Origin of the sequence: Virgibacillus sediminis, from assembly GCF_042643265.1 — a bacterium.
GTDB lineage: Bacteria > Bacillota > Bacilli > Bacillales > Amphibacillaceae > Virgibacillus_O > Virgibacillus_O sediminis.
Genome location: NZ_JBHRRZ010000037.1, coordinates 144,684 through 163,043, shown reverse-complemented (window position 1 = coordinate 163,043; position 18,360 = coordinate 144,684). Strand labels below are relative to the sequence as shown.

The 18,360-nt window shown below is 47.2% G+C and carries 22 protein-coding genes and 1 rRNA gene; 9 read left to right on the top strand and 14 right to left on the bottom strand.

What is annotated here, in order from left to right; genetic code table 11:
* Positions 1-119, bottom strand: a 16S ribosomal RNA gene (locus tag ACFODW_RS14905); the annotation flags it as partial.
* 509 nt (positions 120-628) lie between these two features.
* Positions 629-1,501 (bottom strand): nucleotidyltransferase-like protein, encoded by an 873-nt coding sequence (locus tag ACFODW_RS14900; protein WP_390307575.1) that lies wholly within the window; start codon positions 1,499-1,501, stop codon positions 629-631.
* Positions 1,502-1,622: 121 nt separating this feature from the next.
* Here ACFODW_RS14900 and ACFODW_RS14895 point away from each other — a divergent pair, with 121 nt between their 5' ends.
* Complete coding sequence (locus ACFODW_RS14895) at positions 1,623-2,006, top strand: YgzB family protein (protein WP_390307574.1); 384 nt, start codon at positions 1,623-1,625, stop codon at positions 2,004-2,006.
* Between the two features lie 146 nt (positions 2,007-2,152).
* Here ACFODW_RS14895 and perR read toward each other — a convergent pair whose 3' ends face one another.
* The 5 genes from perR to ACFODW_RS14870 form a co-directional block, all read right to left on the bottom strand.
* Positions 2,153-2,596 carry a peroxide-responsive transcriptional repressor PerR gene (gene perR / locus ACFODW_RS14890; RefSeq protein ID WP_390307573.1) on the bottom strand — a complete coding sequence of 148 codons (444 nt, stop codon included), beginning with the start codon at positions 2,594-2,596 and terminating at the stop codon, positions 2,153-2,155.
* A gap of 166 nt (positions 2,597-2,762) precedes the next feature.
* On the bottom strand, positions 2,763-3,317 hold the full coding sequence (locus ACFODW_RS14885) for a cob(I)yrinic acid a,c-diamide adenosyltransferase (RefSeq protein ID WP_390307572.1): 555 nt from the start codon (positions 3,315-3,317) through the stop codon (positions 2,763-2,765).
* A gap of 1 nt (position 3,318) precedes the next feature.
* Entirely contained in the window at positions 3,319-4,266 is a 948-nt protein-coding gene (locus ACFODW_RS14880; RefSeq protein WP_390307571.1) for a D-2-hydroxyacid dehydrogenase, read from the bottom strand.
* 139 nt (positions 4,267-4,405) lie between these two features.
* Positions 4,406-4,876 carry a thioredoxin-dependent thiol peroxidase gene (gene bcp, locus ACFODW_RS14875; RefSeq protein WP_390307570.1) on the bottom strand — a complete coding sequence of 157 codons (471 nt, stop codon included), beginning with the start codon at positions 4,874-4,876 and terminating at the stop codon, positions 4,406-4,408.
* A gap of 59 nt (positions 4,877-4,935) precedes the next feature.
* A complete protein-coding gene (locus ACFODW_RS14870) occupies positions 4,936-5,367 on the bottom strand; it encodes a potassium channel family protein (protein WP_390307569.1) in 432 nt (143 codons plus the stop codon).
* Between the two features lie 128 nt (positions 5,368-5,495).
* Here ACFODW_RS14870 and ACFODW_RS14865 point away from each other — a divergent pair, with 128 nt between their 5' ends.
* Entirely contained in the window at positions 5,496-6,785 is a 1,290-nt protein-coding gene (locus tag ACFODW_RS14865) for a glutamate-1-semialdehyde 2,1-aminomutase (RefSeq protein WP_390307568.1), read from the top strand.
* A gap of 84 nt (positions 6,786-6,869) precedes the next feature.
* Here the strand turns inward: ACFODW_RS14865 and ACFODW_RS14860 are convergent, their stop codons facing one another.
* From ACFODW_RS14860 to mutY, 5 genes are all read right to left on the bottom strand, one after another.
* Positions 6,870-8,633: an ABC transporter ATP-binding protein gene (locus ACFODW_RS14860; protein WP_390307567.1), complete on the bottom strand. Its 1,764-nt coding sequence runs from the start codon at positions 8,631-8,633 to the stop codon at positions 6,870-6,872.
* 172 nt (positions 8,634-8,805) lie between these two features.
* Positions 8,806-9,333, bottom strand: coding sequence for a nucleoside tri-diphosphate phosphatase (gene ntdP / locus ACFODW_RS14855; protein ID WP_390307566.1), 528 nt, complete (start codon positions 9,331-9,333; stop codon positions 8,806-8,808).
* A 37-nt stretch (positions 9,334-9,370) separates the two neighbouring features.
* On the bottom strand, positions 9,371-9,565 hold the full coding sequence (locus ACFODW_RS14850; RefSeq protein WP_390307565.1) for a hypothetical protein: 195 nt from the start codon (positions 9,563-9,565) through the stop codon (positions 9,371-9,373).
* Positions 9,566-9,623: 58 nt separating this feature from the next.
* Positions 9,624-9,875: a gamma-type small acid-soluble spore protein gene (locus tag ACFODW_RS14845; RefSeq protein WP_390307564.1), complete on the bottom strand. Its 252-nt coding sequence runs from the start codon at positions 9,873-9,875 to the stop codon at positions 9,624-9,626.
* A gap of 142 nt (positions 9,876-10,017) precedes the next feature.
* A complete protein-coding gene (gene mutY, locus ACFODW_RS14840) occupies positions 10,018-11,109 on the bottom strand; it encodes an A/G-specific adenine glycosylase (protein WP_390307563.1) in 1,092 nt (363 codons plus the stop codon).
* Between the two features lie 68 nt (positions 11,110-11,177).
* On the opposite strand from mutY, the gene ACFODW_RS14835 reads away from it, so the two are divergent.
* The gene (locus tag ACFODW_RS14835; protein WP_390307562.1) at positions 11,178-12,164 is read left to right on the top strand and encodes a metal-dependent hydrolase; all 987 of its coding nucleotides are present in this window, start codon (positions 11,178-11,180) and stop codon (positions 12,162-12,164) included.
* A 34-nt stretch (positions 12,165-12,198) separates the two neighbouring features.
* Here the strand turns inward: ACFODW_RS14835 and ACFODW_RS14830 are convergent, their stop codons facing one another.
* Both ACFODW_RS14830 and recX read right to left on the bottom strand, forming a co-directional pair.
* Positions 12,199-12,534 carry a YfhH family protein gene (locus ACFODW_RS14830; protein ID WP_390307561.1) on the bottom strand — a complete coding sequence of 112 codons (336 nt, stop codon included), beginning with the start codon at positions 12,532-12,534 and terminating at the stop codon, positions 12,199-12,201.
* 55 nt (positions 12,535-12,589) lie between these two features.
* The gene (recX, locus tag ACFODW_RS14825; RefSeq protein WP_390307560.1) at positions 12,590-13,396 is read right to left on the bottom strand and encodes a recombination regulator RecX; all 807 of its coding nucleotides are present in this window, start codon (positions 13,394-13,396) and stop codon (positions 12,590-12,592) included.
* Positions 13,397-13,554: 158 nt separating this feature from the next.
* Here recX and ACFODW_RS14820 point away from each other — a divergent pair, with 158 nt between their 5' ends.
* The 6 genes from ACFODW_RS14820 (at position 13,555) to ACFODW_RS14795 (ending at position 18,130) form a co-directional block, all read left to right on the top strand.
* Positions 13,555-14,445, top strand: coding sequence for a TIGR01777 family oxidoreductase (locus tag ACFODW_RS14820; RefSeq protein ID WP_390307559.1), 891 nt, complete (start codon positions 13,555-13,557; stop codon positions 14,443-14,445).
* A gap of 759 nt (positions 14,446-15,204) precedes the next feature.
* Positions 15,205-15,759 carry a GNAT family N-acetyltransferase gene (locus ACFODW_RS14815; protein WP_390307558.1) on the top strand — a complete coding sequence of 185 codons (555 nt, stop codon included), beginning with the start codon at positions 15,205-15,207 and terminating at the stop codon, positions 15,757-15,759.
* Between the two features lie 57 nt (positions 15,760-15,816).
* Entirely contained in the window at positions 15,817-15,948 is a 132-nt protein-coding gene (locus ACFODW_RS14810) for a YfhE family protein (protein ID WP_390307557.1), read from the top strand.
* Positions 15,949-16,244: 296 nt separating this feature from the next.
* Positions 16,245-16,445 (top strand): PLD nuclease N-terminal domain-containing protein, encoded by a 201-nt coding sequence (locus tag ACFODW_RS14805; RefSeq protein ID WP_390307556.1) that lies wholly within the window; start codon positions 16,245-16,247, stop codon positions 16,443-16,445.
* On the top strand, positions 16,446-17,354 hold the full coding sequence (locus ACFODW_RS14800) for an ABC transporter ATP-binding protein (protein WP_390307555.1): 909 nt from the start codon (positions 16,446-16,448) through the stop codon (positions 17,352-17,354).
* The gene (locus tag ACFODW_RS14795; RefSeq protein ID WP_390307554.1) at positions 17,351-18,130 is read left to right on the top strand and encodes an ABC transporter permease; all 780 of its coding nucleotides are present in this window, start codon (positions 17,351-17,353) and stop codon (positions 18,128-18,130) included. Before ACFODW_RS14800 ends, ACFODW_RS14795 begins: the two co-directional genes overlap by 4 nt.
* Positions 18,131-18,360: the final 230 nt, after the last annotated feature.

Genomic DNA, 18,360 nt, shown 5'->3' with positions numbered 1-18,360 from the left:
CGCCGCTCGTTCCACAGGTGTCACCCCCGAAGGGGATCTACCTGCTTCCCGCGCTCGACTTGCATGTATTAGGCACGCCGCCAGCGTTCGTCCTGAGCCAAGATCAAACTCTCCAAAAAAGTTTGGGTAAGATTGACACCAATCAATCCTACCGAATGTCTTAGCTTTCGCAGAAGCAATGCTTCTGCTAGTTTATAAGAAAAAACGAGTTGTTTCTTCTTGACATACTGGTTGTTTTGTTCAGTTTTCAAAGAGCAAATTGTTTTTGTCGCTTTTTTTCAGCGACCTCTTTATCGTAACATATCCATTCCGTAGTGTCAACAACTTTTTTCAAGAAGTTTTCGGAGTGAATATTTTGTTTTGCCGCCTCTCAATCAGCGACTTTAATAATATATCATATCGCTCAACCCAAGTCAACAACTTTTTTCATGTTTTAATCGGAACAACTCAGAAGCTGTTGCCTGTTGTCGATATGTTTTTTGCGACGAAATTAAATTTATCATGTGGTGGTTGAAAAGTCAACAGTCTTTTTACATTTCTTTTACAAAAATACGCCTCACTCCGATTCAGCAGCTGACACTGTAACGGAAGAGGCGTATTCTATTCATGCCTGCGACTGACGGATGGCTCACCAATTGCTCACATAATATTTGCGATGATAGACACCGATCCCCTTTGTTGGTTCCCTCACTGTCAGAATGATATCTTTTTCTACTAAATAGGAAACAATGGCGGCAAGATCCAAAGTGTATGGCACTGTCATCGGGTGAAGCTTCAACTCTGCAAATGACCATGGTTCCTTTTTCGACCGCATGACATCCAGTAAATGCCTTGCCGCCACTTTCGCCCGCTTGTTGATGATGAACTCCATGGCAATGGTCATCAGCTGGATCCTCTTTTCGAGCGGCTCACTGCTCTCAATAAACTCCTCATAGAGCTTATAGGTTTCCAAATCGATCTGCTTCACCTGGCTCCATACCGTTACCTCCGGATAGAAACCCTGCTCAATGACAGTCAGCCTCGCTAGGTAATGAAGAGAATATAGGACCTTGCTGTTAGCTTCCTTATACTCCCCCACCTCCAGCAGTTCCTTCGCTTCCTTATATCTTTTCACCAGCTTGCCGAATTCGATGACCTTGCGCAGCTCCCTGTTCTCGGGAGGGAAACTCCTCAGTTCCTCCTTCAAGTCACTGATGAATCCGTTCCGGTCGAATATCTTTCTTCCATAGATGATCCATTCAATGGCCCGGCGGTAGCCGCTGGTATCTATCCATTCACGGAGCAGGTCCGTGGTAACGATATGTAGTGCTGCCGTCTTGTCATCAAACTCATAGTGCTTCACCTTCCACGGCTGTTCCGCTTCATTCACCAATATAAGTAGAATCACGTCAAAGTCGTCGGTTATCGGGCTGTTCGGTTTCACTTTTTCCAGGATAATGATGCCCAATGTCGCAGGATTGCTCGCATGCTCCTGGTAAATGGGCCGTAATAATGTTTCCATCTTGCTTCCCTCCAATTTCGTCATTACTGTATTCGTTACGATTGCGTGAAATCCTTTTTCTGTAACGAATTTTTAACAAAAATATGCTATACTACCAATGGAAGATGTAAGGAGGACAATGATGGCTGAACAACGTTTGGTTTATTCAAGCAAAATTAATAAAATACGTTCATTTGCATTGATATTGATCTTTGCAGGTTTCATTCTGATGTATGGAGGTCTCCTGACAAGGAATATTGAGTGGCTGATGGCTATTTTCTTTATCCTTGGGCTCTTATCCATCCTCTTCAGTGTAGTTGTATATGCATGGATCGGCACCTTATCGACCAAAGCCGTTCAGATTATTTGTCCGAGCTGTGAAAAACCCACCAAAATGCTTGGGCGCGTCGATGCTTGCATGCATTGCAAACAGCCGCTCACACTGGATAAAGATCTGGAAGGCAAAGAGTTTGATGAAAAATACAATTCCCGCCGATATAAAAAAGAAGCAGAGGACCAAAACTAAAACCGCCGACCGGCGGTTTTTTTGTATTCTATAGGAAGCTTACCTACCAGGTATCGCATTACAGACCTGAGCTGGACGCGCAAAGCAATAAAAAAAGCCAAATGCAAAAGCTGCATTCGACTTAAATTATCAAGTAAGAATCGGTATTAATGCTTCTGGTTCTCCATCCCTTGGCACTCTTCACACGTTCCGTAAATTTCCATTCGGTGATGGCTGACATCAAAACCGGTCACTTGCTCAGCCAGTGATTCCACTTCGTCGAGAGACGGATAATGGAAATCGACAATCTTCCCGCAATTATCACAGATGATGTGATAATGCTCCTCCGTGTTACAGTCAAATCTGCTCGAGGAGTCGCCATACGTCAGTTCACGCACGAGCCCGATCTCCCTCAATACCCGCAGGTTGTTATACACGGTCGCTACACTCATGTTGGGGAATTTCCCCTCCAGAGCCTTATAAATTTCGTCAGCCGTCGGATGCACCAAGGAATTAAGCAGGTATTCCAGAACAGCATGCCGTTGTGGTGTGATCCGCACGCCTGATTCCTTTAGTGTATCGATTGCTTCTTTCAAGCGCTTCTCAGACACGGACAACCACCTCTCTTTCACTATATTGTGCGTTTACTAATAGTATTATTATATTATAATCCTTATAAATAGTTTACTCTCTACAATGGCAAGCTGTCAATATCAGTATATTTCCACACACTTCTTTTATTCCTCTGATTGGATTTCCATCTTTATCAGCTGCTTCTTAAATATCCGCCTTCAGGTTTCGTTCTTCCCCGCCAAGCTTGCGGTTCACATATCTTGCTGCCACGAACAGGAAGTCCGACAGGCGGTTGATATAGGATTGCACCATCGGATTGGCATCATCCACCCCGACGGCCGCCCGCTCTGCACGCCTTGCTACGGTCCTTGCCGTATGGAGGGCGGCAGAAGCACGATGGCCCGAGGGAAGAATGAAGTTTTTCAGCGGCGGGAGCTCCTCCTCCCACTGATCAATCTGCTTTTCCAATTCCTCGATATGCTCGTGTTTAAGTTTCCAGGCAACCTCTTTATCACTCGGCGTTGCAAGCTCTGCCCCTACGTGGAAAAGAATCGTCTGTACTTTATGAAGCGTGCTGATGAATTCGTCTTTTCCATCAAAATTTTCCCCGTCCAGAAAACTCAGTGCCAGCCCGATCATCGAATTCGCTTCATCACAGGTTCCGTAGGCTTCCACGCGGGCATCATTTTTAGCCACCCGCTTGCCATATATCAGGGAAGTCTGCCCCTTGTCACCGGAACGTGTATAGATTCTCGCCATATTAGTACCCCCTGTCCAGATCAACCAGATTTATAAAGTCATCAATGCCGTCCAGATATACTTGCAGATTCTTTTCGAAAATCTCCAATGCCCTTGTCGTGTAATGCGGAGACAATCCCGCCAAATGTGGGGTGATGGTCACTCTTTCTTCTTCCCAGAATGGATGATCCTCTGGAAGCGGCTCCTCCTCGAATACATCCAATACCGCGTGGGCAATCTCCTCATTGCGGACAGCCTTCAGCAAGTCCTCTTCCTTCACGGCATCCCCCCTGCCCATATTCAGGAAAACGGCATGGTCTGGAAGCAGCCGGAAATGTTTCTCTGTATAGAAATACTGGGTTTCCTTCGTGCTTGGAAGGACGGATACAACAGCATCCACGTCTGGCAGCAGTTCCTCCAGCCTGCTGTTCTCATAGGTTTCATCAAAATGCTCCCTGGCACGGCCGCTCCGCGATACACCAATGGTTTTCATCTGAAATGCCTTCGCAAGCCTTGCTACTTCCTGGCCAATCGCCCCTGTCCCGGCAATCAGCAAAGTCCTGGCGGTCATTTCCTGCATTTTCACCGAGCGGTCCCAATGGTGTTCCTGCTCGCTTTTGGTCAGCTGTTTGGCCCCGCGGTACGTTTGAAGCAGCATGGAAATAGCGTACTCGGACATTTGGATCTTATGGATGCCGCGTGCATTTGTTACAGGGATACCCTTCTTTTTGACGGCTTCGTACGGCATTTTATCCACACCTGCAGAAAGCAGCATCATCCATTTCAGCTTCTCTGCCCGTTCAACCATCTCTTCCTCGAGTTCACTCCCGTATGTAACGAGCACATCGGCTTCCTCTATATATTTATAGGTATCCTCTGCGCCTTCTGCAAAGATGATTTCCAAATCGGGGTAATCCTTCTTGAGCCGTTCTTGATGCCTCTGTGATATTTTTGCTGAAAAAAGAATCATCTATCCTACCTCCCACTCCGTTTTCTAACTCTAATTGTAACCGTTCAAACATAAATGGAACAGTTTGAATATTTCGTTTAATCTTCCTAAAAAAAACAGCCCTCCATGAGGAAGGCTGTCTGCCTCTCTTAGGCACTTTTTAGGACAGGTTTTCCCGGATGTATTCCAATGCTTCTTCCACATGGCCTTTCACTTGGACCTTGCGGAATTCTTTACGGATGATTCCTTCTTTATCAATGATGAAGGTGGAACGTTCAATCCCGTAATACTCTTTTCCAAAGTTCTTCTTCAACTTCCACACGCCAAATTCTTCGGCCACTTGATGATCTTCATCTGCCAGCAGTTCGAATGGCAGATCATGCTTATCAATGAATTTCTGATGCTTGTCTACCGGATCCGGACTAACGCCGAGGATCACTGCATCCAGCTCTCCGAAGCTTTCGTGGTTGTCACGGAAATCACATGCTTCTGTTGTGCATCCCGGTGTCATGTCTTTTGGATAAAAGTACAATACGACATTCTTGCCTTTGTAATCGGCCAAGCTCACCTGTTCACCACTCTGGTTGGATAATGTGAAGTTTGGTGCTTGTTGTCCTGTTTCGACTGTCATTGGAACCCCTCCATATGTAAGTTTTCTTAAGTCAACTATAGCATAGATTCCACCGTCCTTCATTCCATTGTGTTTCGCTGGTGGGATTGTACCAATTTCAGTACGAAAGCAGCAGGGATGATATAACCGATTAATGCCTGAATGAGTGCAATCAGCCTGCCGATGCCGATCGGGGTAATATCGCCATAGCCGATCGTCAGCAGGGTAACCCCGCTGAAGTACATGGAGTGGCTCAGTGAACCGATGACACTTGGCTGGCGCAGCTCGCCGTTCTCCACTAGGATGATTCCTTGGAAGGACAGGGTGAAATAGATCAGCCCGAATCCAATCATCACCGATATATAAATGATCAGGAAGGTATAGAAAACCTCGGCAGAAAATCTCCCCTCGCGCAATTCGAACGCCGGGCGCCATTTTCCTCCGCGTATGAATTGGATAATGCTGACCACCATCACGATACAGATAGAGATCAGTGCAAGCCATGGAATCATAATTGCTGTCCCCTTCTTCATCAAAGCCTATTCCATCTTATGCATGCCTGCCTATATGCTTGTCATCTAATTTGCATATAAGATACGATAAAGACGGAGTGCATTTATTCAGGAAGGAAATGATAATCATGGATTTTTCAACCTCAGAACGGCTTTATGAAGAAGCCCAGGAACATATTGTCGGCGGAGTCAACTCTCCATCACGTGCATATAAAGGGGTCGGTGGCGGCACCCCGGTATATATGGAACGTGGTGAAGGGGCATACTTCTATGATGTCGACGGCAATAAATACATCGATTACTTAGCAGCATACGGACCGATCATCACCGGGCATGCCCACCCCCATATTGCCGAGGCAATAAAAAGAGCGGCAGATACGGGAGTGCTTTACGGGACACCGACAAGCCTTGAAAACCGGTTCGCCAAAATGCTTAAAGAGGCCATCCCATCCCTGGAAAAAGTCCGTTTCGTGAATTCAGGGACAGAGGCAGTGATGACAACAGTCAGAGTGGCAAGGGCATATACCAACCGCACCAAAATCATCAAGTTCTCCGGCTGTTACCACGGCCACTTCGACTCTGTTCTGGTGGAAGCAGGTTCAGGCCCGGCAACCTTGGGAACCCCCGATTCAGCGGGAATCCCGCCATCTGTCGCACAGGACGTAATCACCGTTCCATTCAATGACCTGGACATGTTCCAGAAAGCATTGGATAAATGGGGAGACGATATCGCGGCTGTCCTCGTCGAGCCGATTGTCGGCAACTTCGGCATCGTGGAACCTCATGAAGGCTTCCTGCAGGCCGTAAATGACAAGACTCATGAAGCAGGCGCTCTCGTGATCTATGACGAAGTGATCACCGGCTTCCGTTTTACTTACGGAAGCGCCCAGCAGGTATACGGCATTGAACCTGATTTGACCGCAATGGGCAAAATCATTGGCGGCGGACTGCCGATCGGAGCTTACGGGGGCAAGAAGGAAATCATGGAACAGGTAGCACCGCTCGGGCCAGCCTACCAGGCAGGAACGATGGCCGGCAACCCTGCATCAATGGCATCAGGCATCGCTTGTCTGGAAGTGCTGCAAGAAGAAGGCACCTATGAAAAGCTCGGACGGCTAGGTGAGAAGCTGGAGAAAGGCATCCGAGAAAAAGCGGAAAAGCATCAGATCCAGGTCACTGTCAACCGACTGGTTGGTGCGTTGACTGTCTACTTCGGCGTCGACCAGGTAACCAACTATGAAGATGCGGACCGAAGTGATGGTGGGGCATTCGGGAAGTTCTTCAAACTGATGCTTAAACAGGGCATCAATCTGGCCCCGTCCAAATTCGAAGCATGGTTCCTCACCATCGCGCATACAGAAGAAGATATCAATCAGACGATCAAAGCGGTTGATTATGCATTCAGCCAAATGAAGTAAATTGATTGCTCATATAGCACTGCAGTCTGCGGTACAGACTAAAAAACTCCTTCACTCTTATTGAGTGAAGGAGTTTTTTGGTTTTTAGGTAAGTTCAGGTTCATTGTCCAGATTCTGGACTTGATAGAGGTCATAGTAGCTTCCTTTGCGTTTCATCAGTTCCTCATGGGAACCGCTCTCGGCAATTTCCCCATTCTCAACGACAACGATCCGGTCAGCATGGGTAATCGTCGCCAGCCTATGCGCGACGATGAAAGTGGTCCGGTCGGATGCTAGGCGTTCGAGTGCTTCCTGGATAATATGCTCACTCTCCAAGTCCAAAGCAGAGGTCGCTTCGTCAAAAATCAGGATTGGCGGATTCTTCAGGAATACCCGGGCAATGGCCACTCGCTGCTTCTGCCCGCCGGAAAGCTTCACACCCCGTTCGCCGACCAAGGTACCATAGCCCTGCGGCATTTCTTCGATGAAGTCATGGGCATTGGCCGCCTTTGCCGCTGCCACCACTTCTTCATGGGTTGCGTCGGGGTTGCCCATCTTGATGTTCATTTCGATGGATTCGCTGAACAGGATATTATCCTGCAGCACCATCCCGATATTATTCCTTAGCGATCGGGCTTTTATATCCCGAATGTCCTTGCCGTCCACCTTAATGGCACCCGACGTAACATCATAGAAACGAGGAATCAGGCTGATCAGGGTAGACTTCCCTCCCCCGCTCATTCCGACAAAAGCAATGGTTTCTCCGCTTTTGACCTTCAGATTGAGGTCCTTCAGGACCAGCTTCTCCTCGTCGTCATAGCGGAAGGAGATCTGGTCAAATTCCACATCGCCTTTTACCTGCTGCAACTCTTTCGCATCTTCTTTGTCTGTCACATCATATTTCTCGTTAAACAGCTCAAAGACACGGTCAATGGATGCAATCGACTGGACAAGCACCGTGGATGAATTGATCAGTCTCCGCAGCGGGCTGTACACCCGCTCCATATAACCGAAGAATGCCACCATCGTACCAATCGTCAAGTTGCCATTGATGACGAAATAACCGGCATAGGCAATCACAAGCAGAGGTGCCAAATCGGTTATCGTATTGGTTACCGCGAATGTTTTGGCATTCCAATCCGTATGGTTCAACGCCTTTTGCAAAAAGTTGTCATTTCGCTGGGCGAATTGATCCTGTTCATAATCTTCCAAGGCAAAGCTTCTTGTGACAGGCATCCCCTGCACCCGTTCATGGAGATGGCCCTGCACTTCCGCCAAAGCCTGGGACCTTTCCCTCGTCAAACGGCGGAGTCTTCCATAGAAGAACTTGACCGCGAACCCGAAGAATGGGAAGAGAATGATCGATACAATCGTCAGCCCGACATCCATTGTCAGCATGATGACAATGGCGATAGCGATCGTTATCATATCGAGCCAAATATTCATCAACCCGGTGATGACAAAATTCTTCGTTTGTTCGACATCATGTATTACCCGGGAAATAATTTCTCCGGTTTTTGTCTTAGAATAGAACTTCAAGCTCAGTTTTTGTATATGATCAAAGAGTCTATCCCTCAAGTCAAACAGGATCTTATTTCCCACCCACTGCGCCAGATACTGGCGGATATATTCCACCGGCGGCCTTAGGACAAGGAAAATTACGAATGCAATCCCCATTACCCACAGCAGTTCGGAGGTCTTCTCCGCCGCGGTGAGTTCCTCCGCACCAATAATGTCATCAATCACATACTTCATGATCAGTGGCATGAGTAGCGGGATGCCGAATTTGACGATCCCGATTAAAATCGTCCATAAAATTTTCCACTTATATGGTTTTACATACTCCATATATTGTCTGACACTGCTCATAATAAATCTTCCTTACACTGTGTTTTTATCAAAGGTAAACCCTCCTCCAGCCCCTGGGGAGAGTTCCGTGACATTATGTATTCATTCCTTATCCATTGAAAAGAAAACCTTGTCACTTGCATCACGAGTAACAAGGTTTCAGGGACTGACCCGGAGTGCTCGCTCCGGATGGTCACCTATACGTCAGGTATCGTTCATACCATTGATCCACGAATTCCGGGGAAAACGGGCCCTTCCGCTGCCTGATCCATAGCAGCAGCAGATCCATATTGTTATGGAGGATGCGATCCAGGACCTCCGGATAATTCATCTGCCTTCGGTGTTCTTCATATTCATCTTCATCCAAAAGATTATATGTCATATCCGGATATACTTTGACATCCAGATCATAGTCAATATACTTCAAAGCTTCATCATCATACACGAAAGGGGAACTGATGTTGCAATAATAATATATACCGTCATCTCTTAGCATCCCAATAATATTAAACCAATGCCTTGCATGAAAATAGCAGATAGCAGGCTCCCTGGTAATCCACGTCCTGCCGTCACTTTCCGTTACCAGTGTTCGATCATTGGCTCCAATGACAATCGTGTCTGTCCCTTTCAACACCAGACTGTTCTCCCAAACCCGGTGTAGCAGGCCATTATGCTTGTAGCTTTGTATCTTCATTTTTGTACCAGGCCTTGGAGCAACCATCCTATCTCCCTTTCTCCTCATTTACTCTATTATTACATTATAATAGTAAGCCTGTATAAGATAAAGTATTATGCCAGGGGGTATGGTATAGGTAATGGGAGCGATATCCCCGCTCTGATGCTGATTGGTTCCTGCTCCAGCCGATATCCTCACTCTGATGCCGATTCATTCCCGCTCCCGCCGATATCCCCGCTCTGTTGCCGATTCCCAGCTCTGCCCCCCTCTCACCCATAAAAAAAGAGCCCCCTAGGAGTGAGGGAGCTCTTTAGTATGGCAGTTGAGGTAGGTGGTTATTTTTTGTTTTGCTGGGATTGCTGGTTCTGCTTTCTTACTTCTTGTGCATTTGTCTCGGATGCGAACTCAGTACCGAATTGGCCTTGGCCTTTTGCAGCTTGTTGGTTCTGTTTTCTAACTTCTTGTGCGTTAGTTTCAGATGCAAATTCAGTACCGAATTGTCCTTGACCTTGAGCAGCTTGTTGGTTTTGTCGCTTTACATGCTGAATGTCTGTACCTGAAGAAGTTTTGCCAGGTTGTTTAGCCATCAATATCACCTCCGCACTAATTAATCTGTCCAGGATGAGAAGTGTTATCCACGGTAAATCATCTTGGAAAGATATACCTTGGAGGTGTGATGAAAATGCCGTAGAATGGTAATACGACCACATTACCGGCATCCATTTCTCGTTATTTATTGTTCCCTGGATCGTCCGTAATGTATGTGCGTATTTTTTGATGGGATACTGGAAAAGGATAGGATTGGAGCTTGTCCGGATCGGTAAATTCAAGCCTTCCATTGTCTGAATCATCTGTCAGTACTTCTGCATCAAAGATTTCCATATCCCATATCAAATGGGAAAAGACGTGATTCAATTCCCCTTTTTTTCCGCTGATCCTGAGGGCGATGCCATATTCATCATAGAACCAGTTCCCGGTATGGTCCTCGCCGACTTCTTCTATAGGAATCATTGGAAATTGCCAGAGATTTCCAAGCAGGCCTTCTTCCGGGCGTTTTTCAATTGCATACTGGCCGCTAGAATTTTTGGCCAATAAAACCACATAGCGGATCTTTTTCTGTTTCTTGGCCTTTTTCTTTACTGGCAGCTGTTCTTCCACACCTGCGGCAAATGCCTGGCAATGCTCTTGTACGGGGCAGAATAGACATGCAGGGGATGTTGGTGTACAGATGCTTGCACCCAAATCCATAATTGCCTGGTTGAAGGAGGAGGGATCCTCGTGGGGGATGATTTCCCGCAGATGATCCTCGAAAAGCTTCTTTGTCTTCTGGCGGGCAATATCCTCTTCAATCCTGAGCACCCTGGAAAACACTCGCATGACATTCCCGTCCACGGCCGGCTCGGGCTGGTCGTAGGCGATGGAAAGGATAGCACCTTTTGTGTAGGGCCCAACCCCTTTTAATGACCCCAGTTCCTTTGGATCGTCCGGAACTTTGCCGCCGTAATTGGAAACAACTTCCCGAACGGCGTTTTGCAGGTTTCGTGCCCGGGAATAGTATCCCAGACCTTCCCATGCTTTGAGTACTTCCTGCTGATCGGCTTCAGCCAATTCATAAACTGTGGGGAATTTTTCGATGAAACGTTGAAAATAAGGAATGACTGTGTCGACTTTCGTCTGTTGGAGCATGATCTCTGAGACCCAGACTTTATATGGATCCTGATCTTCTCTCCAAGGCAAATCGCGTTTATTTTCATCATACCAGCGAAGCAGATCCTGCTGGAATGCAGGTATGTTCAAAGAATTGATCGATGTTTCGGTCATAATAGCACTTCCTTTATGATACAATAAGCAAAAATACAACAGAAAAAGGGAACAAGGAGGCATTCCCTATGGATACAGGAACCCATATCGTCATGGGAATTGCACTGGGAGGACTTGCGACCGTGGACCCTGTCGTCCAGAACGACCCTGTCCTTTCAAGCGCTGTTCTAGTCGGAACTATCGTAGGTTCCCATGCACCTGATTTCGATACGGTATTCAAACTGAAAAACAATGCGACCTATATCAGACACCATCGCGGAGCTTCCCATTCCGTTCCGGCCGTTATCCTATGGGGACTTCTAGTTTCCGGGGCCATCTACATGTTCGTCCCGGAAGTAAGCTACCTCCATTTATGGATGTGGACAGCCCTTGCTGTGGTCATCCATGTGTTCGTTGATATATTCAATGCGTACGGCACCCAGGCATACCGCCCGTTCAGCCGGAAATGGGTGGCACATGGCTTCATCAATACCTTCGATCCATATATTTTCATCCTGCATATTGCAGGGATCGGCGCCTGGGCGCTCGGGGCCCATCCAGGCTATACCTGGATCGTGATGTATGCCGTCATGCTACTATATTACATTAAGCGGTATATGGACAAAAGGGAAATTGTCCGGAAAATCAAGGAATATTATCCGGAGACGGAGAAAGTGGCGACATCGCCGACCATCAAGCAGAATTACTGGCGGGTGGCCATTACTACCAGGACGAAGTATTATGTAGGAACCGTGGAACACCGCCACATTGAAATTGTGGATGAATTTGACCGGGAGCCGCTTCCAGATGACCCTGTCATGGAAGTGGCACTGGAGGATAAAAACATTCAGGCATTCCTTAACTTTTCACCCGTGTATAACTGGGAAGTAAGGGATTTCGATGACTTTACAGAAGTCCGCCTGACAGACCTGCGCTATCGTTCAAAAGGCTACTACCCTTTCAATGCGGTCGTACAGATTGATGACAATATGCGGATCATGAGCTCGTATACCGGATGGATCTTCTCCGAACAGAAGCTGCAAAGCAAGCTGTTCGTCCATGAAGATCCAATATAAAACAGCAGGTTCTGAAACCTGCTGTTTTCTTCTACTATTCCTTCGCCTTATCCCCAAGCAGGGAAATAGGTATGGCCTCTTCCTTTTCATTTCTTTCACCAAGAAGATTGATTCGGTGCCCCCAGGCAAATACTCCGTTCACATAATTCACCTTGAAGGAATACCCGGGTTCTGTCTTGAATTGATATATCTGTTCCGCCGAGAAATCCTCTGGGTTCATGGTATATGCAAGCGCCACCTGCATTTTTCGCTCGTTCACGGCCACTTCCGAAACATTTCCAAGCTGCTCTGCTTTCTGTGCCTTCTCCTTCAGTCTGCCTATTTCGGCATGCAGCTGTTCTATGGAATAATCGCTATATCTGTAGTTCATGTCAGTTCCCCCCTGTCGTTCATTTTACCAATTGTCTTGCGGAAATGGAATACAGCTACTCCCTGCTCTCCAAAAATTTCTGGATCTCGTCCATTGGAAAGCCTTTCCGGAACAATCCCTCTTTCACCTTGTTCATCAAAGCATATCCCTCATGCTTTCTCTCATGTTTTCTAAGCAGCTTCTCTCCCTGATAGACCAGTGCTTCCCACTCCGAATCATCATCCTTCTCTTCCTGGATGCCGGATAGGGCATCCTTGATCACATCTTGGCTGAACCCCTTCTGCATCAAGGATGCCTGCATGTTCTGCACCTGCTTGCGGAAAGAGTCCTTCTTCTTCTGGGAGAGTTTCTTTTCGATCAACTTGCGCACCTTATCATATTGCTCTTCATATGGGTACTGCTCGACCGCTTCTTGAGCAATCGATGCAGCCACTCCTTTTTCCATCAGTTCCTTCTTGATGAGCGACGGCCCTTTCGAAGAGGTGCTTATCCTCGTCAGGACAAACATCTCGGCAAATTGCCGGTCATCCACCAACTTTTCCTTTTCCAGCCTGTCCATGATCTGCTCGACTTGCTCCGGTTCCACTTCTTTTTTATCGAGATAATCACGAATTTCTTTTTTTGTACGCATTCTGTAGCTTAAAAAATGGATGGCTTGGGTATATGACTTATGTACCGTATCTTTTTGGATTAAGGTGTCCACCATGGAATCCTCGAGCTCGAGGCCCTTGCGAAGCCTGTATTCAACCAGTAGAGCCTCGTCGACACTGAATCCATATGATTCTCCATGGCCATCATCTAAAAAGATATTGAACCGATTCTTATTTTTCTTTTGGGTAGTGATCCGGGTAATTTTTTTCAATGCATCTCACCCCTTTCCTTTATAATAGCAGAACGTCTGCACCTGTGCCTATTACTTGAAGGTACATCTTAGCGGCGAAATCTATTGCCCGGTCACTGCCGTAAGAATCGCTTTTCCCGCATATAATAAGGACAGCTCGATGAAAGGTGGGAAACCCAATGAATATCTTGATCACCGGCGGAACAGGCTTTCTCGGCAGCAGCCTTGCAACCTCATTGACGGACAAAGGACATCATGTATACATACTGACACGCCGCCCGGAAAATCATGAAGATACAAATCAAACAACCTATATCGGCTATGGACACCCGGCAGACACACTCCCTGACATCCAGGCAGTTGTAAATCTCGCTGGTGAATCCCTTTTTGGTTATTGGACCAATAAGAAGAAAGAACACATCAGGAACAGCCGGCTGGAAATCACGCAGCACTTGATTGATATGTTTAGAAGCATGAAGCATAAACCCTCCGTATTCGTGAGCGGATCTGCTGTCGGTTACTATGGCACCGACGACGAGCAGATTTTCACCGAGGCGACAACAGAACCAGGAAGCGGATTTCTCGCAGAGGTCTGCGAAGAATGGGAAGCAACAGCACAACAAGCAGAAGATCTCGGCATCAGGACCGTCTACACCCGTTTCGGAGTCATACTGGGGAAAGAAGGTGGTGCCCTTCCGCTGATGAGCCTTCCCGTCAAGCTGTTTGCCGGGGGAAAAATCGGCAGCGGGGAGCAATGGATGTCCTGGATCCATAAAGAAGATGCCGTCCGCCTTTTGGAGTTCTGCCTGTTTACCCGTTCGCTGGAAGGGCCGGTAAATTTCACGGCTCCTCGGCCGAAGCGGAATAAGGATTTCACCAAGACATTAGCCAGTGTCTTGAAGCGTCCTTACTGGCTGCCTGTTCCCTCCCTACTGGTCCTAACAGCCCTCGGGGAAATGAGCCAGCTGATCCGGCAAGGCCAGTACGTCTATCCAGAGAAGGCTTTGGAACACGGGTTCACCTTCCAATTCCCAAGGGCAAGGGAGGCGTTGGAGGACATAAATCCATAAAAAGTTTTTCGAGCCCCAGGGGGAGGATAGGTGCAGACACACCGCTGCGGCAGAATACTTCGCTTTCCGTGGGCACGGCCTCAGCCTCCTCAGAAGCAAAGAGCGCTTCTTGCGGGGTCTTCGTACACGTGCTATTCCCACTAGAGTCTACGTATTCTGACTCCGCTGGTTGAGGATTACTGATTTACAGTAGCAATACACCATAGAATCAATGTGCCATGGGTTTGTCCGATTATTAGGATGTCATACACGTTGTGAAACAGTAATAACGAATAATCTGTTATTGTTTCATCATCACGACCAGCATCGTTAGCTAAAATTGTTACTGACCTACCAGCGGAGGAAATGCATGGAGTCTCCGGCGGGAACAGCGGCCAATGAAAGATCACGCAAAACGCAGGATCGAGGGGCTCATGGGGCACCCGCGGAAAGCGAAGTGGAGCTTCGTCGAGCGATATTAGGAGCAGGCAAATCCATAAGAAAATTTTTCTGGAATCGAGCCAAAAAAAGATTCCCTTTTTGGCCGAAACTGTGTATGATTAAATCACTGAAACTGGTCATTCAGCATATGTTTAAACAGGATACAACTATATAGGGAAGGCAAATGGTGCGCCACCAGTTGAGGCTGGTTCTAGTGGGTTCGATTCCCACCCCGGATTTTTGTTGAACGCTAACTAAAAATTCGCGGGTGGAGATGGGCACACTGGATTTCCCTGTGGAAATACAGCATACCCGCCTGCAGCCAAGGGGGTATTTTTTATGCTCAAAATGCGTGATTTGCATGATGTACCGGTACTGTTTGAGCTGATGTCCCATCCGGAGGTTTTTCCATACGTGAGGGAAAAGGCGCAGACCATGGATGAATTTTACTTTCTCACCAGAAAGACGATGGAGGCGGAAGAAAATGGGGAAGTGATCTCGCGGACGATCATGGACGACCATTTGCATCCCATTGGCACTATTGGTTTATTTGATATTGAAGAGGATCATGGCTTCCTGGCTACCTGGATCGGCAGGCCTTTTTTCGGGAAGGGGTTCAACCAGCGTGCCAAAGAGCAGTTCCTCGATGAATTATTCTATACCCAAGGGATCGGCGGTGTATTCATGAAGGTCCGCAAATCCAATACCCGTTCCCTTCGAGCGGTTCTCAAGCTTCCATATGCCGGAATTGCCAATGAGCTGTATCCACAAGTCTACCGGAAAATCAATCCGCATGAGGAAATATATGATCTCTTTGTGATCACCAAGGAGCATTATCTTTCCTATCAGCAGTTTGCCGGCACTGTTGCTGCGGAGGATGAGGATGTTTCCTAGCAACGGGTATAATATGCGGCCGATAGGCTCATCCTATCCATAAAGTGAGGGATTAGTATGAAGCCAAAACCAAAGCAAGTGCACCAGCTTAATTCTCTATCCAAAACGCAGGAAGTCAATTATCAAAGAGAATTCAAGCGGGCAGACCGTGCATATCAGGCAACATCAATGAAAGGGAACCGAAGCTGAAAGGCTTCGGTTTCTTTTTTATCCACAACAATCCACAAAATGTTAGTAACTCCACAAATGCGCACCACATTAACCCCCTTTATAAACAAGCGGGTGTGTACAACATCCACAACCCAATGTGGATAATGTTGATAACTCCGCCAAATACCGTGGATCATCAATTTCCCCTGTTAATAACTCTGTGAATAGTAAAGTTTTCATAATATCGGGGCTTCCCGATTTATTTTTGCTTTTTAGGAAACCTTCTTTTACAGTCGCACGTAAGAGGGAAGGGAGAGAAATGAGGTGAATATCGAATGGATATGTCGGAAGAGATCAATTTAGCTGTACTCGCACCGCTCATCATCATCCAAGGGATCCTGTTGATCGTAGCATTGATCGACTGGGCAAAAGCGGAAAAAACGAACGGGCCGAAATGGATGTGGTTCTTCCTGATTGTATTTGTCAATATCATTGGCCCCGTACTATATTTCCTCATTGGAAGGAGCAAGGATTAAATGGCATTGCTGACCGTTTCAAATTTATCAAAGACTTATGATGAGAGCCCTGCCGTCAGCGAGGTCAGTTTCTCCTTTCTACCAGGGACATGCACGGCACTCCTTGGCCCCAATGGCGCCGGCAAGACGACGATCCTGCGAACATTGGCAGGGCTGCTGCAGCCGACATCAGGAGAAATTTCTTTTTCCGGCGTGGATAAGAACAGTGATATCAGGGAGCATATCGGCTATCTTCCACAGTACCCTTCCTTTCATAGCTGGATGACAGGCAGAGAGTTTCTGGTCCATTCAGGCAGATTGGCAGGCCTAACGAAAAAAGAAGCAGAAAAGCGGGCGGATGACCTGTTGGAAACAGTAGGCATTGCCGAAGCAAAAAACAAATACATCAGCAAATATTCCGGGGGAATGAAACAGCGCCTCGGCATCGCGCAGGCGATTATCCACAGGCCGAAACTGCTGTTGCTCGATGAGCCTGTTTCTTCATTGGACCCGTTAGGACGCAGGGAGGTACTGACCCTGTTGGAGGAACTGAAGACGGAAATGGCCATCCTCTTTTCCACGCACATTCTCAGCGACGCGGAGGAGGTAAGTGACAGACTGCTGCTTCTGCATGAGGGCAAATTGGTGGAGGATGGCGCAATGGACGACTTGCGCAGGAAATACCAGACCTCCAAATTATCTTTGGAAATCGAGGGGGAATTGTCCGGCTATACGAGTGAATTGCTGGCGATTCCGGAAATAACAGACTGTCAGGTGGAAAAATGCCGTTTGGCGATCATCTCGGATGATTTGGAAGCCGCCCGGCGGAAAGTATTGCTGAAAGCAGCACAAGAGAACTGGCCGGTCACCGGCTTTTCCATCCACAAAGTGTCATTGGAAGAAATGTTCATGAAGGCGGTGAGAAAATGAGCCAATGGGTGACCTTGTTTCAGAAGGAAATGCTGGAAAACTGGCGGAACAAAAAATGGATTTGGGTGCCTTTGGTATTTATTTTAATTGCCGCCATGGACCCTGTCACCAATTATTATATGCCGCAAATCATTGACACTGTCGGCGGGCTGCCAGAAGGCGCCTCCATCCAGCTGCCTGAATATACACCGGCAGAAGTCGTCATGATGAGCCTTGGCCAACTCAGCAGCCTGGGTGTACTTGTCATCGTGCTCATGTCCATGGGCGCCATTTCGGGTGAGAGAAAGAGCGGCATAGCAGAGATGATTCTCGTCAAACCGGTCTCCCATCTGAATTATATTACAGCAAAATGGGCGGCACTTCTGGTATTGGTCTGGACTTCCTTGTTTTTGGGGATGCTTGCAAGCTGGTATTATATCAATATCCTATTTGGCAGTTTAGCATTCATGGACCTTTTGCTGATTGTCTTCTTTTACGGCCTTTGGCTCACCCTGGTCATCAGCCTGTCCATCTTTTACAACAGCCTGGTGAGGGCACCAGGACTGGTTGCAGCATGTACCATATTGACCATTATGCTGATGAGCCTCATCACCCGAATTTTTGAAAAGTATTTGGCATGGAGTCCGAACCGGATGTCCAGCCATATCCATGACATGCTCATATCCGATAAAATCTCGGCAGATCTCCTACTTACAGGATTAATCACCATTGTGATTTGTATTCTATTACTGGCTGCTTCGACCGCCGTCTTCCGCACAAGGGAATTGGCGGAATAAAAACGCCAGAGGCAGCCATTTAGCTGATAGGAGGCTGGGACAAAACCCAAATTGTTTACTCAAAAGATGAACAGTGAACTGTATCAGCGAAGCATATTTCCGCAACGGCTATTCCCCATTTCACAAGATTTCTAGCTAGTCGGCTTTTTCTTTTGATTAAACAATTTTGCCCCAGTCTCATTCTTATTTTGCCTGGACAGCGGTAACCCTGCGTGGAAGCGGAAGAGCAG